17 protein-coding genes and 1 pseudogene are annotated in these 15,341 nt (G+C 73.9%); 8 read left to right on the forward strand and 10 right to left on the reverse strand.

The window, feature by feature from the left end; translation table 11 throughout:
* Nucleotides 1-59 precede the first annotated feature (59 nt).
* From RUMESO_RS11680 to RUMESO_RS11690, 3 genes are read left to right on the forward strand one after another with little or no spacing between them, the layout of a single operon-like run.
* On the forward strand, nt 60-1,256 hold the full coding sequence (locus RUMESO_RS11680; protein ID WP_037280372.1) for a MalY/PatB family protein: 1,197 nt from the start codon (nt 60-62) through the stop codon (nt 1,254-1,256).
* Nucleotides 1,253-1,615, forward strand: coding sequence for a VOC family protein (locus RUMESO_RS11685; protein ID WP_037280374.1), 363 nt, complete (start codon nt 1,253-1,255; stop codon nt 1,613-1,615). The genes RUMESO_RS11680 and RUMESO_RS11685 overlap by 4 nt, the downstream gene beginning before the upstream one ends.
* Nucleotides 1,615-2,115 carry a L,D-transpeptidase family protein gene (locus tag RUMESO_RS11690; protein ID WP_037280376.1) on the forward strand — a complete coding sequence of 167 codons (501 nt, stop codon included), beginning with the start codon at nt 1,615-1,617 and terminating at the stop codon, nt 2,113-2,115. Before RUMESO_RS11685 ends, RUMESO_RS11690 begins: the two co-directional genes overlap by 1 nt.
* 358 nt (nt 2,116-2,473) lie before the next feature.
* Here the strand turns inward: RUMESO_RS11690 and RUMESO_RS11695 are convergent, their stop codons facing one another.
* The 8 genes from RUMESO_RS11695 to RUMESO_RS11730 all read right to left on the reverse strand — a co-directional run bounded on the left by RUMESO_RS11695 (nt 2,474) and on the right by RUMESO_RS11730 (nt 9,434).
* A complete protein-coding gene (locus RUMESO_RS11695; RefSeq protein ID WP_245639250.1) occupies nt 2,474-2,752 on the reverse strand; it encodes a hypothetical protein in 279 nt (92 codons plus the stop codon).
* Nucleotides 2,753-2,930: 178 nt separating this feature from the next.
* A complete protein-coding gene (gene cobM / locus RUMESO_RS11700; protein WP_037280378.1) occupies nt 2,931-3,707 on the reverse strand; it encodes a precorrin-4 C(11)-methyltransferase in 777 nt (258 codons plus the stop codon).
* Entirely contained in the window at nt 3,704-5,488 is a 1,785-nt protein-coding gene (gene cobJ / locus RUMESO_RS11705; protein ID WP_037280380.1) for a precorrin-3B C(17)-methyltransferase, read from the reverse strand. Before cobJ ends, cobM begins: the two co-directional genes overlap by 4 nt.
* A complete protein-coding gene (gene cobI / locus RUMESO_RS11710; protein ID WP_037280382.1) occupies nt 5,479-6,183 on the reverse strand; it encodes a precorrin-2 C(20)-methyltransferase in 705 nt (234 codons plus the stop codon). Before cobI ends, cobJ begins: the two co-directional genes overlap by 10 nt.
* Nucleotides 6,177-7,370: a bifunctional cobalt-precorrin-7 (C(5))-methyltransferase/cobalt-precorrin-6B (C(15))-methyltransferase gene (locus tag RUMESO_RS11715; RefSeq protein ID WP_037280384.1), complete on the reverse strand. Its 1,194-nt coding sequence runs from the start codon at nt 7,368-7,370 to the stop codon at nt 6,177-6,179. Before RUMESO_RS11715 ends, cobI begins: the two co-directional genes overlap by 7 nt.
* Nucleotides 7,367-7,987: a precorrin-8X methylmutase gene (locus RUMESO_RS11720; RefSeq protein ID WP_037280386.1), complete on the reverse strand. Its 621-nt coding sequence runs from the start codon at nt 7,985-7,987 to the stop codon at nt 7,367-7,369. Before RUMESO_RS11720 ends, RUMESO_RS11715 begins: the two co-directional genes overlap by 4 nt.
* A 68-nt stretch (nt 7,988-8,055) precedes the next feature.
* On the reverse strand, nt 8,056-9,225 hold the full coding sequence (locus RUMESO_RS11725; protein ID WP_037280388.1) for a sirohydrochlorin chelatase: 1,170 nt from the start codon (nt 9,223-9,225) through the stop codon (nt 8,056-8,058).
* Nucleotides 9,222-9,434 carry a DUF6732 family protein gene (locus RUMESO_RS11730; protein WP_037280390.1) on the reverse strand — a complete coding sequence of 71 codons (213 nt, stop codon included), beginning with the start codon at nt 9,432-9,434 and terminating at the stop codon, nt 9,222-9,224. The genes RUMESO_RS11725 and RUMESO_RS11730 overlap by 4 nt, the downstream gene beginning before the upstream one ends.
* Before the next feature lie 319 nt (nt 9,435-9,753).
* Between RUMESO_RS11730 and RUMESO_RS11735 the strand changes: the two are divergent.
* The 5 genes and pseudogenes from RUMESO_RS11735 to cbiB all read left to right on the forward strand — a co-directional run bounded on the left by RUMESO_RS11735 (nt 9,754) and on the right by cbiB (nt 13,638).
* Nucleotides 9,754-10,774 (forward strand): annotated as a pseudogene (locus RUMESO_RS11735) (glutathione S-transferase family protein).
* A 32-nt stretch (nt 10,775-10,806) separates the two neighbouring features.
* Entirely contained in the window at nt 10,807-11,373 is a 567-nt protein-coding gene (locus RUMESO_RS11740) for a hypothetical protein (protein ID WP_037280392.1), read from the forward strand.
* Between the two features lie 47 nt (nt 11,374-11,420).
* Nucleotides 11,421-11,795, forward strand: a complete 375-nt coding sequence (locus RUMESO_RS11745) for a DUF1636 family protein (protein WP_037280394.1) — start codon at nt 11,421-11,423, stop codon at nt 11,793-11,795.
* Entirely contained in the window at nt 11,792-12,751 is a 960-nt protein-coding gene (locus RUMESO_RS11750; RefSeq protein WP_037280396.1) for an aminotransferase class I/II-fold pyridoxal phosphate-dependent enzyme, read from the forward strand. Before RUMESO_RS11745 ends, RUMESO_RS11750 begins: the two co-directional genes overlap by 4 nt.
* Nucleotides 12,748-13,638, forward strand: coding sequence for an adenosylcobinamide-phosphate synthase CbiB (gene cbiB, locus RUMESO_RS11755; protein WP_037280398.1), 891 nt, complete (start codon nt 12,748-12,750; stop codon nt 13,636-13,638). Before RUMESO_RS11750 ends, cbiB begins: the two co-directional genes overlap by 4 nt.
* On the opposite strand, the gene RUMESO_RS11760 is transcribed toward cbiB, so the two are convergent.
* Entirely contained in the window at nt 13,635-14,624 is a 990-nt protein-coding gene (locus RUMESO_RS11760; RefSeq protein ID WP_037280400.1) for an LLM class flavin-dependent oxidoreductase, read from the reverse strand. The genes cbiB and RUMESO_RS11760 overlap by 4 nt on opposite strands.
* 67 nt (nt 14,625-14,691) lie before the next feature.
* The gene (locus tag RUMESO_RS11765; RefSeq protein ID WP_037280402.1) at nt 14,692-15,234 is read right to left on the reverse strand and encodes a hypothetical protein; all 543 of its coding nucleotides are present in this window, start codon (nt 15,232-15,234) and stop codon (nt 14,692-14,694) included.
* Between the last annotated feature and the right edge of the window lie 107 nt (nt 15,235-15,341).

Raw genomic sequence — 15,341 nt, forward strand, 5'->3', positions numbered from 1 at the left:
CTTGCGGGCGCGTTCCGAGGGTGGCACCCCCTCGGGGCCGCCCCAAGGGAGTAGACCTCATGAACCTCCGCACCGTCCCCGCCGCCCCCGACTTCGACGAGCCCATCGACCGCCGGGGCACGCATTGCGTGAAGTGGGACATGATGGAGAGGCTCTACGGCGTGGCCCCCTCGGACGGCCTCGCCATGTGGGTCGCGGACATGGAGTTCCGCCCGCCCCACTCCGTCCAGCACGCGGTGGAGCGCATGGCCGCCCACGGCGTCTACGGCTACTTCGGCGACGACCGGCCCTACCTCGCCGCGATCCGCTGGTGGATGCGCGAACGGCACGGCTGGGAGGTGGACCCCTCCTGGGTCTCCACCACCCATGGCCTCGTCAACGCCGTGGGCCTCGCGGTGGACGCCTGGACCAGGCCCGGCGACGCCGTGGTCCTCTTCACGCCCGTCTACCACGCCTTCGCGCGCGTGATCCGCGCGGCGGGCCGCACGGTGACCGAATGCCCCCTGACGCAGCAGGACGGCCGCTACGTCATGGACTTCTCGGCCTACGACGCCCTCCTGACGGGCCGCGAGCGTATGGTGATCCTCTGCTCGCCCCACAACCCCGGCGGCCGGGTCTGGTCGCGCGAGGAGCTGAGCCAAGTCGCCGACTTCGCCCGCCGCCACGACCTCGTCCTCGTCTCCGACGAGATCCACCACGACCTCGTCATGCCCGGCCACCGGCACACGCCCATGGCGCTGATCCCCGGCACCCTGGACCGGCTGGTGATGATGACCGCCACCACCAAGACCTTCAACATCGCGGGCTGCCACACCGGCAACGTCATCATCCCGGACGAACGGCTCCGCGCCGCCTTCGCCCAGCGCATCGCCGCCCTCGGCCTCTCGCCCAACAGCTTCGGGATGCACATGGTCCCCGCCGCCTACTCGCCCGAGGGGGCCTCCTGGCTGGATGCCCTTCTTCCCTACCTCGACGGCAACCGCCGCCTCTTCGATGAGGGCGTGAACGCCATCCCCGGCCTCCGCTCCATGCCGCTGGAGGCCACCTACCTCGCCTGGGTGGACTTCGGCGCCCTCGGCATGGGCCCCGAGGAGATCGCCCGCCGCCTCGCGAGCGACGCCCGCATCGCCGTCAACACCGGCCCGAGCTTCGGCCTGGGGGGCGAGGGCTTCATGCGCTTCAACATCGCCGCCCCCCGCGCGCAGGTGGCCGAGGCGGTCGAGCGCCTCCAGCGCGCCTTCCGGGACGTGCAATGACCGAGCGGGCCCTGGGCCTCGGCGGCGTCTTCTGGCGGTCCGAGACCCCCGACCGCCTGGCGGAGTGGTATCGGACCCGCCTCGGCATCGAGGGGCCGGGTTCCGACACCTGGCGGCAGGAGGCCGGCCCCACGGCCTTCGCGCCGTTCAAGGGCGACACGACCTACTTCGCCAGCGCCCGCCAGCAGGTGATGTTCAACTTCCGCGTCCGCGACCTCGACGCCATGGTCGCGCAGCTCCGCGCCCTGGGCGAGGACGTGACCGCCGACGCCGAGCCCAGCCCCTTCGGCCGCTTCGCCCGCCTCCACGACCCCGAGGGCAACGCGGTGGAGCTCTGGGAGCCGGGGCCGGAGGGCTGATGCCCGGCCTCCTCGCCATCCTCGCCGTCCTGGGCGCGCTCTGGCACCTGATCGCGCCCCCTCCCCCGCCGCCTCTCGACGGCCCCGTGGACCGCATCCTCGTGGACAAGTCCGACCGGCGGCTCTCCCTCATCCAGGACGGGCGCGTGGTGCGGGTCTACGCCGTGTCGCTCGGCTTCGCCCCCGAGGGCGACAAGGCGAGGCAGGGCGACGGCCGCACCCCCGAGGGCACCTTCCGCATCGACCGCCGCAACGACGCGAGCCGCTTCCACCTCTCGGTCGGCATCGACTACCCCCAGCCCGACGACCGGGAGAGGGCGGCCGAAGGCGGCTACTCCCCCGGCGGCGACATCTTCATCCACGGCCAGCCCGAAGGCATCGAGGGGCGCACCCGCCTCCTGGCCGACTGGACGGACGGCTGCATCGCCGTCACCAACGCCAACATGGACGAGATCTGGCGGGTGACGCCGCTGGGCACCGAGGTCGAGATCGTCCCCTGACCGCAGCGCCACCCCCGTAGGGCGGGCTTCAGCCCGCCACGTTCCATCGGCCGCCTGAGCCCTGCCGGCCGAAACTGCAGGGTGTGCTTCAGCGCACCGGGTCTCGCACGCCGCCGTGAAATGGTGCGCTGAAGCGCACCCTACAGGGCACCCCGTCCGAACCCTACCACCGGGCAGAGCCCTCGCGCCCCATCCCATCGGGACGAACCGGCGCGACCGGACGCCGCCCTCCGTCACGACTTTTCTCCCGGCCGTTAACGGTTTCTCAACCTTTCTCTGCCATGGTGACCCCGTCCCCGGGTCGCCGCCCGGCGGGGTAGGGGAAGCTGCGTCCTCCGCGATCCGGCCGGATGCCTCCCTAGAAGCTCCGTGGGATCAGCGCGGCCGGGCTCGACTCGGGCTGCTCGAAGTCCACCGCCGGACGGTCGGTCACCGGCATCCGGATCTTGAACTCGTAGGTCCGCTCGCCGCCCTCCTCCGCGCCCGTGGCGACGATCAGGCACGAGGCCAGGTGCCGAGGCCCATCGAAGAGGTCCACGTAGCCATGCAGCGGCGGGGTATCGGTCACGGCCAGCGTGAAGCCGTCCTCCCAGAGCCGCAGCACCTTGTGGACGGCCCCCCGGTCATGGATGCACAAACGGTTCGAGCGTTTGAGAGCGCGGCGCGAGCAGCCTCCAGCCCCTGGCGCACGGCTTCCGGCAGAAACTCGGTCATGGACACGGGACCCCCTTCCCCGAATCCAGCTTGAACGAAGCCAGCGGGAAATCAAGTTGCCGGTTCAGCAACATCCTGTCTCGCCGGCCCGTCCGCCACGGTCATGCCACGCCCCCCTTCACGCGCGGGCGCAGCACATGGGGCTTCGCGGGATCATAGAGCGCGCTGTCCGGGAACTCCGCCGACTCCCCCAGCGCGCGGCCCACCAGGATCAGCGCCGTCCGCGTCACCTTGGCCTCCCGCACCTTGGCGTGGATGTCCGCCAGCGTCCCGCGCAGGATCGCCTGGTCCGGCCAGCCCACGCGGATGCAGACCGCCACCGGGCAGTCCTCACCGTAGAGGGGCGAGAGCCGCCGCACGATGTCCCGCAGCGCCCGCACCCCCAGGTGGATCGCCAGCGTCGCCCCGGTCGCCGCGAAGTTCTCCAGCGTCTCGCCCTCGGGCATCGCCGTGCTCTGCATGGCGACGCGCGTCAGCACGATGCTCTGCGCCACCCGGGGCACCGTCAGCTCCTGCCCCAGCGCCGCCGCCGCCGCCGCGTAAGCCGGCACCCCCGGCGTGATGTCGAAGGGGATGCCGTCGCGCTTCAGGAGCCGGATCTGCTCCGCCGTCGCCCCATAGAGCGACGGGTCCCCTGAATGCACCCGCGCCACGTCCTTCCCCTGCGCGTGCGCCTCGACGATCAGCGCGTGCGTCTCCTCCAGCGTCATCGTCGCCGTGTCCCGCACCAGCGCCCCCTCCGGCGCCCCGGCGACCACCGCCTCCGGGACCAGGCTCCCGGCATACAGACAGACCGGGCAGGCCGCGATCAGCCGCTGCGCCTTGAGCGTCAGCAGCTCCGGGTCCCCCGGCCCCGCCCCGATGAAATGCACCGTCATGCCATCACCTTCCGCGCGTAGCCCCGGGGCGTATAGAGCCTCGGCCCCTCGCCCCGCTCCACGATCCGGCTCTGCGAGGAGCCGATCAGCACCACCGTCAGCATGTCCACCTCGTCCACCCGCAGGTCGGCGAGCCGCCGATACCGGATCGCCTCCTCCGGCCGCCCGAGGTTCGACGCCAGCAGCACCGGCGTATCCTCGGGCCGGTGCTTCAAGAGGATGTCCCGCGCCTCGGCCAGCAGCGTCCGCCGCGTCCGCGACACCGGGTTATAGAGCGCCATCACGAAGTCGCCCTCCGCCGCCGCCCTGAGCCGCCTTAGAATATCCTCGCGCGGGGTCAGCAGGTCCGACAGCGACACCGCGCAGAAGTCGTGCCCCAATGGCGCCCCCGCCCGCGCCGCCGCCGCCTGCAGCGCCGAGATGCCGGGCGTCACCACGACCTCCGCCCGCCGCGCGGCATCCGACACCCCGTTCTCGCGCCGGTCCAGAAGCTCGAACACCAGCGCCGCCATCGCATAGATGCCCGCGTCGCCCGAGCAGACCAGCGCCACGTTCCGCCCCTCGCCCGCCCGCTCGAGCGCGTAGCGGCAGCGGTCCTCCTCGCCCCCGAGCGGGAAGTCCACGCGCGCCTTGCCGGCCGCCAGCGGCCCCAGCAGGTCGATGTAGAGCCCGTAGCCCACCAGCTCCTCCGCCTCCGCGACCAGCCGCGAGGCCTCCGGAGTCCGCCACCCCGCCTGCCCCGGCCCGATCCCGACGACCGACAGCTTCCCCCTCGGCCGTCCGGCGAGCACCGTCACCGGACTAGCGGCCACTGCTAGGGCGCAGGTGGCGTTCCGCGACTTCCGCTTGGCCGTCAGCAGCCGCCCGCCCTCCCCCGCCAGCGCCAGCGCCGCGCCCTCGGAGACGCCATGGCACCCCACCTCGGAGAAGACGATCTCGGACGGCGTCGCCAGCCGTGGCGCCTCGAGCTCCAGTTGCTCCGCCCGGAACAGCCGCAGCGGCGCGCCCATGTCCCGCGCCAGCTCCAGGATCGCCCCCTCGTCGGCCTTGAGGTCCAGCGTCCCGACCGCCGCGACCGCCTCGGGCGCGATGCCCGCCTCCTCCAGCGCCTCGCGCACCAGCTCCGCCAGTTCCTCCGCCGGGCACCCGCGCGAGGCACCGACGCCCAGCACCACCTTGCGGGGCGCGAAGTGCAGGTCTGCCCCCGGCGTCGGCGCGACCGAGCAGGCGATCTCCAGATCGCCCTCCGGCAGCGCGCTCAGCCACCCGGCCTCCCCCGCCGCCTCGCCGGTGAGCCTGACGCCCTGCCCCGCAAGCAGCGCCGCCATCGCCGCGCCCGCCGTTTCCGGCACCGCGAGCCGCCACCCCTCCGGCGGCTCGTCCAGCGCGATCCCGAGCGCCACATCCCCCGCCGTCGTCACCGCCGCCGGCACCCCCAGCGCCTCGCCGATCCGCCGCGCGAGCGCGTTCGCCCCCCGGTGCCCCCCCAGCAGAGGCACCACCGCCGAGCCGTCCTCGGCCACCGCGACCACCGCCGGCTCTGCCCGCTTGTCCGACAGCAGCGGGGCCACCGCCCGGATCAGGATGCCCGCCGCGCAGACGCCCACCACCGGCACCCCGGCCGCGAACAGCGTCCGCACGTGCTCCAGCGTGTCCTCGAACGCCACGTCCGCGCCGTCCACGCGCGTCGCGCGGCCATGCAGCGGCACCCCAAGGGCATCGGCCACCCGGCGGGCCACGGGAGAGGAGGTCAGGGCGACCACCACGGGGGTCAGAGCCATGGGTCGGTGTCCTTCGCGATCAGAAGAAGTGAGAAATACGGCGCCTCCTCCGGCGCCTCCGAGAGCGGCACGACGGCCTCGCCGTCCAGCGTCGCCCGAACGACGAGCGTCGCGCGGTCCGTGAGACCCAGCGAGTCCACCAGCGCCCGCACCCGCCCGAAATGCCGCCCGAGCTTCATCACCGCGACCGTCTCGTGCGCCGCGATCCCGGCCCGCAGCGCCTCGTCCGGCAGCGTCCCCGGCAGCACCGCGATTCGCCCCTCGCGGGCGCCCAGCGGCAGCCGCGCCAGCGCCGCCGCCGCCGAGACCGAGGTCACGCCCGGCACGACCTCGACCGCGAAGCGATCCGCCAGCCGCGCCTGCAGATACATGAACGACCCGTAGAACATCGGGTCCCCCTCGCAGAGGCAGACCACGTCCCGCCCAGCGCTCAGGTGCCCGGCGATCCGTTCGGCCCCCTCGTCATAGGCCCTCTGCGCCGGCTCCCGGGCGGGCGTCATCGGCACGTCGATGGCGATCTCCTCCACGCCTGCGCCGACATGCGCCGCCGCGATCCCCCGCGCCATCGACGGCGCCCCCGCGAGCGTCGGATAGGCCAGCACCCGCGCCGCCTCGATCGCCCGCGCCGCGCGCAGCGTCAGCAGGTCCGGCGCCCCCGGCCCCACGCCTACGCCGATGAGCCGCCCCGCTACCATGGCTTCGACAGGCTCCACTGCATGACCTCCATCGAGGGCCGCCAGCCGGTCAGCCGCCCCACCGGCTCCGCCCGCGACACCGCGATCCGCACGAGGTCCCCCCCATGCGCCCGGTGCAGCGCCATCATCACCGCCTCGCCCTCCAGCGTCACCGCGTTCGCCACGAGCCGCCCGCCCGGCCTCAGCCGCCCCCAGGCGACCTCGAACGCCGCCTCGGACAGCCCGCCCCCCAGGAACACCGCGTCCGGCTCCGGCAGCCCGTCCAGCGCCCCCGGCGCCTCGCCCGCCACGATCTCCAGCTCCGGCACCCCCAGCGCCAGCGCGTTCGCCGCCGCCATCGCCCGCCGGTCCGCGCGCGTCTCCACGCCCACCGCCCGAGCCCCCCTCGCCGCCCGCATCCACTCGATCGCGACCGACCCCGACCCGAGCCCCACGTCCCACAGGAGCGCTCCCGGCAGCGGCATCAGCTTCGCCAGCGTCGCCGCCCGCACCTCGCGCTTGGTCATGGTCCCGTCCGACTGGAACACATCGTCCGGCAGCCCGGTCCTCGGCAGGACCGTGGCACCGGGGCCGGGAACGCACTCCACGGCCAGGGTGACGAAGGCCGGCGTCTCGCCGGCCCAGCCCTCCGCCGTCGCCCCGACGCGCCTCTCCTCCGACCCGCCCATATGCGAGAGCGCCACGATCCGGCTCGGCCCCCAGCCCCGCGCCGAAAGGAGCCGCGCGAGATCCCCCACCGTCCCGGACCCGTTCGCCAGCAGCAGGAGCCGCGCCCCGGGCGCCAGATGCGGGACCACCCGTTCGAGCGGGCGTCCATGGACCGACAGGCACTCGGTCTCCTCGACCCGCCACAGCATCCGCGCCGCCGCCAGGGTGAAGGCACCCGGATGGGGATGGATCACCGCCTCACCCGAAAAGGCCCGCGCCACCGTCACGCCGCCCGAGAACCAGGCGGGGTCCCCCGTCACCAGCACGACGACGCGGCGCCCCCTCAGTGCGCCCAGACGCTCCGCCATGGCGTTCCAGGGCGAGGGCCAGGCGATCCGCTCGGCGCCCCCCAGGGCCATGGCGAGGTGCCGCTCGCCCCCGACCACGACCTCGGCCGCCTCCACCAGCGCACGCGCCGCCGGGGGCAGCCCCCCGAGCCCGTCCTCCCCGATCCCCACGACATGAAGCCAGGGCGTCACGGCGCCGCCAGCGCGTTCACCGCCGCCGAGGCCATGGCCGACCCGCCGCGCCGCCCCTTGAGCGCCACGAAGGGCACCCCGCGCGGGTCCGCCGCGATCTCGGCCTTGGACTCCGCCGCCCCCACGAAGCCCACCGGGAAGGCTAGGATCAGCGCCGGCTTCGGCCAGCCCGCGTCCAGCTTCTCCAGCAGATGGAACAGCGCCGTCGGCGCGTTGCCGATGGCGACCACCGCCCCCTCGATCCGCCCTTCCCACAGCTCCGCCGCCGCCGCCGACCGCGTGGTCCCGAGGGCTCGCGCCAGTTCCGGCACGCCCTCGTGGTTCAGCGTCACGACGACCTCGTTGCCCGCCGACAGCCGCGACCGGATGATCCCCGCCGCAACCATCTCGCAGTCGCAGAGCACCGGCGCACCCGAGGCCAGGGCCTTCCGCCCCGCCTCCCCCGCGCCCGCCGAGAACGCCAGCCGGTCCGCGACCTCCACCATCCCGCAGGCGTGGATCACCCGGATGACCAGCGACCGCAGGTCGTCCGGAAAGCGGTCGAGCCGCGCCTCGCGCTCCACGGTGGCGAAGCTCTCGGCGTAGATCGCGGCGGGGTCCTTGAGATAGGGACGCATCGGATGCCTCGGCGCAAGCGGAGGCCGCGAAAGCCTCCGGCGGGAATATTTGGAGCCAGATAAAGGGCCTAGCGCGCCTTCAGCGTGGACAGCGCCGAGATCGGCCCCAGCGGGTGGTCCTCGTGCGGGTAGCGCGGATGCTCATGCCCGTGGTCGTGGCCGTGCCCATGGTGGTGATGATGCCCGCCCGGCCCATGCCAGTGGAGCTGCCCGTCGCCATGGTCGTGCAGGTGCCCGCCGCCCATGTGCGAGACGTGCCCCAAGGGCTCCGCCGCCGCGATCCCCAGCCGGCACAGCCCCGTGCAGAAGTCGTCGCAGAGCTTGCAGTCCGCCACGTTGGACCCGGGCGCGGACGCCCCCTGCCCCTCGACGTGGTGGTGATGGCTCTCCTGCGGGCTGCCCACCTCGGCCTCGAAGCCCAGGACCTGCGTGCGGTACTTGCACATCTGGCAGTTCGGGGGCGGCACCCCCTCGACCTGCTCCACAGCCCGCTCCGCGAAGGTCCGCAGCACCTCGGGATGCAGCCCAAGGTAGTCCGCCTTGACCCACTCGATCCCCGGCTGCGCGCTAGCGACCCGGTCGGTGAATCCGTAGATGCGGTCCACCAGCACGCCCGTGAACAGGAAGTAGGGGAACACCACGACCCGCCGGTAGCCCAGCCGCGCCACATGGGTCAGGCACGGCTCCACCAGCGGGAAGGTCACGCCCGAATAGCCGACCTCGCACCAGCCGAGCCCCAGCCCTTCCCAGAGCATCCGGGCGACCTTGGATACGTTGGCGTTGGCGTCCGGGTCCGAGGCCCCGCGCCCGATCACCACGAGGCAGGTCTCGTGCAGCGGCACCGGCCCGTTGGCCCGGTCCGCCCGCGCGATGGCCTCGCGCACGCGGTCGGCGGCGGCGGCGATCATCTTGGGGTCCACGCCCAGCTCGCGCCCGTAGGTCACGGGCACCCCGGACCGCGCGCCCCAGGTGGAGAGCACCGTCGGGATGTCGTTCTTGGCGTGCATCGCCGCGAACAGCATCCCCGGCACCGCGAGGATGCGCGTCGCGCCCTTGGCCTTCAGCGCCTCCAGCCCGTCGCGCAGGACGGGGTTCGCGAACTCCAGGTAGCCGTGCTCGACCAGCCAGTCCTCCGGCAGGTGCGCGGGCAGCCGGGCCGCCAGCTCCGCGAACTCCTCCACCGCCCCGGCATCGCGCGAGCCGTGGCCGCAGAGAAGGACCCCGATCCGCTCGCTCAAGCGCCGGCCCCGTCGTCCTTGGTCCGCTTGGGCTTCTCGTCCTTGGGCCGGGTCAGCTCGGTCCAGACCAGCCAGCCCGACCCCGCGATGGCGCCGAGCAGCGCCCAGGCCGCCACGTAGTGGTCGTGCCCGTCCAGCGCGCTCAGGTGCCCCGGATGGGCCAGGGCCGAGGTCGGCAGGAGAAGGAGGAGGGGAAGGATCTTGCGCATCGGTCTGGCTCCCGTGGCCGAGGTTGGGAGCGGGATGCCGGCCGCGCGAGGAGAACCCCCGTTCGACGATGCGCGCCGGGCATCCCCGGGACGGGTCGGTCCCCCTCGCACCACCTGTCCGGCCCCGCAGGGCTTCGTCTGGCGCCCCTCCTACCCTGCCCGGGGCCCCTTCGCCAAGAGTGGAAGCGGCACCCGACGCTCATGGGGCGACATGCCGCGCTCTCCCGGCCTCGCCCCTGTGCGCTCCTGCGCAGCCTTTGCGCCTTTCCTCGGCCTCCGCATCCTCTAGGTCCGTGCGGGCATTCCAAGGAGGCGCCCGATGGGTCAGCTCGAGAACGGAACCTGGGTGGCGAACGCGCCCCTCGCCCGCATCAAGGACGGCGCCTTCGACCGCCCGGCCTCGACCTTCCGCAACTGGGTCACGCCGGACGGGGCGCCGGGCCCCTCGGGCGAGGGCGGCTTCCCGGCGGAATCGGGCCGCTACCACCTCTACGTCAGCTACGCCTGCCCCTGGGCCCACCGGACCCTGGTCGTCCGCGCCCTCAAGGGGCTGGCGCCCCACATCGGCGTCTCGGTCGTCCACCCGGACATGCTCGAGGACGGCTGGACCTTCCGCACGGACTTCCCCGGCGCCACCGGCGACACTCTTCACGGCCTTCCCTTCCTCCGCGACATCTACCTGCGCAGCGCCCCCCCGGGCGACGACCAAGGTCACCGTCCCCGTCCTCTGGGACCGCGAGCGCGAGGTCATCGTCAGCAACGAATCCTCCGAGATCATCCGGATGCTGACCTCCGCCTGGGACGCGCTGGGGGCCGAGCCCCTGGACCTCTGGCCCGAAGCCCTGCGCGGCGACATCGAGGAGGTGAACGCCCGCGTCTACGACTGCGTCAACAACGGCGTCTACCGCGCGGGCTTCGCGCGCAGCCAGAGGGCCTACGAGGAGGCCGCCCACGCCCTCTTCGACACGCTCGACTGGCTGGAGGCGCGCCTGGCCCGCCAGCGCTGGCTCATGGGCGACCGCCTGACCGAGGCCGACATCCGCCTCTTCACCACGCTGATCCGCTTCGACACGGTCTACCACGGCCACTTCAAGTGCAACCGCCGCAAGCTCATCGAGTATCCCGCGCTCTGGGCCCACACGCGCGACCTCTACCAGACCCCTGGGGTCGCCGGGACCGTGCACCTCGACCATATCGCGCGGCACTACTACTACAGCCACGAGAGCATCAACCCGACGCGCATCGTCCCCATCGGCCCGCGCCTCGACCTCGGCGCGCCGCATGGGCGCGAAGGGCTGGGGTCGGGTTTCCCGGGCTTGAGGACAGCGGCCCGGGCGTGATCCCTGGGGCCGTCGCACCCCGGGAGACCGCCATGCTGCGCCACGCCCTTCTCACCCTCTTCCTCGCCACCGCGCCCGCGATGGCGCAGGACCTCGCCAGCCAGTACGCCGCCGCCGCCCGCGCCTTCACCCTGCCCGGCGCCCCGAGCCTCGGCCAGGCCGACCTCCTCGCGGACGCCGCCGTCATGGCGCTGCTGCCCGGCCTGCAGGGCGACTGGGCCCCCGCGGGCGTCCTCTTCACCGACCCCGCCGGCCTCGACCCGGCGATCCTGCGGCAGGCCTGCGAGCGCACGCCCTCGGCCCTCGTCCAGACCGCCCCCCGCAGCTTCGAGCTCCGCCGCACGAGCGGTCGGGACGGGCAGGCGGTCACCATGGCCATCCGTCACGACTGGATCATCGGCAACACCTTCGACCGCAGCGTCGACGAAAACGAGGCCATGGCCTACCTGGGCCTCGACGGGCTGGACGAGATCCGTCCCGGGATGCTGGCCCTGCCGGGTCTCCGGGGGCAGGTGTCGCTGTTCAACCCCTCGCCCGACATCCTGGTCCTCGTGGCCCCGGGCGGCCCGCCCGAGATCCTGGCCCGCTGCCCCGCCTGACCGGGGGCCCTTGCCCCTCGGGCCCGGATGCGCTTCAACCCCGGCCCATGCCCACCTGGATCACCGTCTGCGAGACCTGCAAGCGCCCGGATTGGCCCGGCCCCGCCGAGGGCGCCGAGCCGCCCGGCGCCCGCCTCGCCGCGCTGGTGGAGGCGGCCGCCCAGGGCACCTCCCTCCGCACCCGCCGCGTGTCCTGCCTGATGGGCTGCGATCACGGCTGCAACGTCGCCGTCCAGGCGTCCGGCAAGCTCTGCTACACGCTCGGCCGCTTCGAGCCCACGACCGAGGCGGCGGAGGCCATCGTCGCCTGGGCCGCGCTCCACGACGGGAGCGGCACGGGCCAGGTCCCCTACAAGCTCTGGCCCCAGCCCGTGAAGGGCCATTTCGTGACCCGCCATCCCCCGCTCCCGGAGGAGGCATGAGCATCGAGGCTCCGCTCGGGGCCCCCATCCCCCGCGACCACGGCGGCGGCCTCGACGCCGCGATGGCCCGCCACGGCGGCGCGCGCGGGGACTGGCTCGACCTCTCGACCGGCATCAACCCGGTCCCCTACCCGCTGCCGCCCATCCCGCCCCACGCCTGGACCGCGCTCCCCGACCGCGCCGCCACCGAGGCCCTCGTCGTCGCCGCCCGCACCTTCTGGCGAGTCCCCGACGCCGCCGAGGTCGTCCCCGCCCCCGGCCTTTCCGCCCTGATCGCGCGCCTGCCCCAGGCGCTCGGCGCGACCCGCATCCGCATCCCCGGCCCGACCTACAACGAATACGCCGCGAGCTTCTCGGCCGCCGGCATCCCTCTCACGGACGACTCCGACGCGCCCGCCGTCCTTGTCCATCCCAACAACCCCACCGGCCGCCTCTGGCCCGCCGAGGCGCTGCCAAGCCTCGCCGTCCTCGACGAGAGCTTCTGCGACGTGACGCCCGAGGCGACCCACGTCGCCCGCGCCGCCCATCCCGGCACCCTCGTCCTCAAGAGCTTCGGCAAGTTCTGGGGCCTCGCCGGCCTCCGCCTCGGCTTCGCCATCCTCGCCCCCGGCCCCATCGCCACCCGCCTCCACGACGCCCTCGGCCCCTGGCCCGTCTCCGGCCCCGCCTTGGCCATCGGCGCACGGGCCCTCTCCGACCCCGCCTGGGCCGAGGCCGCCCGGAGCCGCCTCGCCGCCGACGCCCACCGCCTCGACGCCCTCCTCACCGCCAGGGGCGCGAGCGTCGCCGGCGGCACCACTCTCTTCCGCCTCTACGAGGTGGACGACGCGCAAGCCTGGCACGACCGCCTCGCCCGCACCCACGTCCTCTCCCGCGTCTTCCCCTACTCCCGGACCTGGCTCCGCCTCGGCCTCCCGCACCCCGACCGCTGGGCGCACCTGGAGGCCGCGCTCTGAGCCTCGTCCTCGCCCTCCTCCTCGACGCGATCCTCGGCGAGCCCCGCGCCCTCTGGGACCGCTGGCCCCACCCCGCCGTCCTCATGGGCCGTGCCGTCGCCTGGGCCGACCGGACCTTCAACGACCGCACCCGCCTCAAGGGCGTCCTCGCCCTCGCGCTCCTCCTCCTCGGCGCCATCGCCCTGGGCCAAGTCCTCGCCGCCCTCCCCGGCCGCATCGCCGAGGTCCTCGTCGGCGCCATCCTCCTCGCCCAGCGCTCCCTGGTGGATCACGTCCAAGCCGTCGCCCGCGCCCTTCGCATCTCGCTGCCGGAAGGCCGCCACGCCGTCTCCATGATCGTCGGCCGCGACACCGCGACCCTGGACGAGCCCGCCGTCGCCCGCGCCGCCATCGAATCCGCCGCCGAGAACTTCTCCGACGGCCTCGTCGCCCCCGCCTTCTGGTTCGCCGTCGCGGGCCTGCCGGGCCTCCTCGCCTACAAGCTCACCAACACCGCCGACAGCATGATCGGCCACCGCACGCCCCGGCACGAGCAGTTCGGCTGGGCCGCCGCCCGCTTCGACGACCTCCTCAACCTGATCCCCGCGCGCCTCTCCGCGCTCCTCATCTGGCTCACCCGCCCGCGCGGCCACTGGCGCGACATCGTCGCCGACGCCCGCCTCCACCGCTCGCCCAACGCCGGCTGGCCCGAGGCCTCCATGGCCCGCGTCCTCGACGTGGCCCTCTCCGGCCCCCGCTCCTACCACGGCCAGATGCGCGACTTCCCCTGGGTGCACCCGCAGGGCCGCCGCACCATCGGCCCCCGCGAAATCGAGGCCTCCGTTCGCACCCTCTGGAGCGCCTGGGCGATCCTCCTGGCGCTGGCGGTGCTCTGGGCGGCGATCTAGGCCGCCGCCTTCAGCTCCTGCGCGGCCTCGGCCATGATCCGCAGCGACGCGAGCCGCGCCTCCAGATCAAAGATCATCCCCGCCAGGATGATCTCGTCCGGCCGATACTGCTCCACCACCTGCCCGAGCCGCCGCCGCACCGTCGCCGGACTCCCCACCGCCGCGAAGCCCAGCGCGTGGTTCACCCCCGCCATGGCCTCGCGCGGCACCGAGTCCAGCGGCCCCGGGGGCGGCAGCTTCCCCGCCTGCCCCGTCCGCAGCCGCGCGAAGGACAGCACCTGAGACGACCGGAGCCTCTCCGCCTCCTCGTCCGTCGCCGCCGCGACCGCGCCCATCGCGACCATCACCCGGGGCGCCTCCAGCCACCGCGACGGCCGGAACGTCGCCCGATACGCCTCCAGCGCCTCCTCAAGATGGCCCGGCGCGAAATGCGAGGCGAAGGCATAGGGCAGCCCCAGATAGGCCGCGAGCTGCGCCCCGTAGAGAGAGCTCCCCAGTATCCACACCGGCACCTCGGTCCCCACGCCCGGCACCGCCTTCACCGCCGCCTCCCCGCCTTCCTTCGACAGGTATCCGATCAACTCCACCACGTCCTGCGGGAAGCTGTCCTCCGACACCATGTGCCGCCGCAGCGCCCGCGCCGTCGCCATGTCCGTCCCCGGCGCGCGGCCGAGGCCGAGGTCGATCCGCCCCGGGAACAGCGTCGCCAGCGTCCCGAACTGCTCGGCCACCACCAGCGGCGCGTGGTTCGGCAGCATGATCCCGCCCGCCCCCACGCGGATCGTCGTCGTATGCGCCGCGACGTGCTGGATCGCCAGCGCCGTCGCCGCCGAGGCCACCCCCGGCATGTTGTGATGCTCCGCGAGCCAGAAGCGCTTGAACCCCAGCCGCTCCGCCTCCTGCGCGAGAGCCACGGACTCGCGGAACGCCCGCGCGGCGTCGCCGCCTTCCACGATGGGGCAGAGGTCGAGGACGGACAGGTCCATGAGCGGTCTCCCAGCTAACCGCTCCTTAGGTGGCGGCGCCCACCACCTTCGGCAACCCCGCGCCGCCTCAGCCCAGCCACCACCTCGGCGCATGGCCCGCCGCGACCACCCCCAGCGCGACCAGCGCCGACAGCACCGACCGCTCCTTCCGCAACCCGTAGCCCACCGCCGCCACCGCTCCGACCCCGGCCGCCAGATACCGCCACGCCTCCCCCGCCGGCAGCACCGCCACCGCGAGCCACGACGCCCCCAGCGCGTTCAGCATGAGCCACAGCGCGCTCCACCGCCCCAGGCTCACCTGGAAAGGCTCGGGCCAGTAGACCCGCCCGAAGCCGTGCGACGGCGACAGCAGGTCCGCCGCGAGGTGCACCGCCACGCCAAGCGACACCCCCGCCACCGCCGCCGGCCCCAGCTCCGGCAGGAACCACGACACCAGCAGCGGCAGCAGCACCGAATGCGTCAGGATCGAGCGGTGATGCAGCAGCCGGATCGCCCAGAGGTCCACGTCCGGCGCCGGCAGCGCGACGGCCACCGCCAGCACCAGCACGACCACCTCCCCCGGCGCCGAGAGCACGAGCCTCTGGACCACATCCAGCACCTCGCCGCTCACCCCGCCGCCCTCGGACCGGGGGACAGGTTCACCGCCTCGGCCTTGCGCCCGAGCCCTTGCCGCATCTCGCCTCCTGCGTGATTCGCCCCTCCGCACCGGCTCCCTTG

Origin of the sequence: Rubellimicrobium mesophilum DSM 19309 (genome assembly GCF_000600335.2) — a bacterium.
Lineage (GTDB): Bacteria > Pseudomonadota > Alphaproteobacteria > Rhodobacterales > Rhodobacteraceae > Rubellimicrobium > Rubellimicrobium mesophilum.

Coding starts and splice junctions, on each gene's coding strand:
- RUMESO_RS11680 (WP_037280372.1), top strand. CDS start 60: ATGAACCTCCGCACCGTCCCCGCCGCCCCCGACTTCGACGAGCCCATC.
- RUMESO_RS11685 (WP_037280374.1), top strand. CDS start 1,253: ATGACCGAGCGGGCCCTGGGCCTCGGCGGCGTCTTCTGGCGGTCCGAG.
- RUMESO_RS11690 (WP_037280376.1), top strand. CDS start 1,615: ATGCCCGGCCTCCTCGCCATCCTCGCCGTCCTGGGCGCGCTCTGGCAC.
- cobM (WP_037280378.1), bottom strand. CDS start 3,707: ATGACGGTGCATTTCATCGGGGCGGGGCCGGGGGACCCGGAGCTGCTG.
- cobJ (WP_037280380.1), bottom strand. CDS start 5,488: ATGGCTCTGACCCCCGTGGTGGTCGCCCTGACCTCCTCTCCCGTGGCC.
- cobI (WP_037280382.1), bottom strand. CDS start 6,183: ATGGTAGCGGGGCGGCTCATCGGCGTAGGCGTGGGGCCGGGGGCGCCG.
- RUMESO_RS11720 (WP_037280386.1), bottom strand. CDS start 7,987: ATGCGTCCCTATCTCAAGGACCCCGCCGCGATCTACGCCGAGAGCTTC.
- RUMESO_RS11730 (WP_037280390.1), bottom strand. CDS start 9,434: ATGCGCAAGATCCTTCCCCTCCTCCTTCTCCTGCCGACCTCGGCCCTG.
- RUMESO_RS11740 (WP_037280392.1), top strand. CDS start 10,807: ATGCTGCGCCACGCCCTTCTCACCCTCTTCCTCGCCACCGCGCCCGCG.
- RUMESO_RS11745 (WP_037280394.1), top strand. CDS start 11,421: ATGCCCACCTGGATCACCGTCTGCGAGACCTGCAAGCGCCCGGATTGG.
- RUMESO_RS11750 (WP_037280396.1), top strand. CDS start 11,792: ATGAGCATCGAGGCTCCGCTCGGGGCCCCCATCCCCCGCGACCACGGC.
- RUMESO_RS11760 (WP_037280400.1), bottom strand. CDS start 14,624: ATGGACCTGTCCGTCCTCGACCTCTGCCCCATCGTGGAAGGCGGCGAC.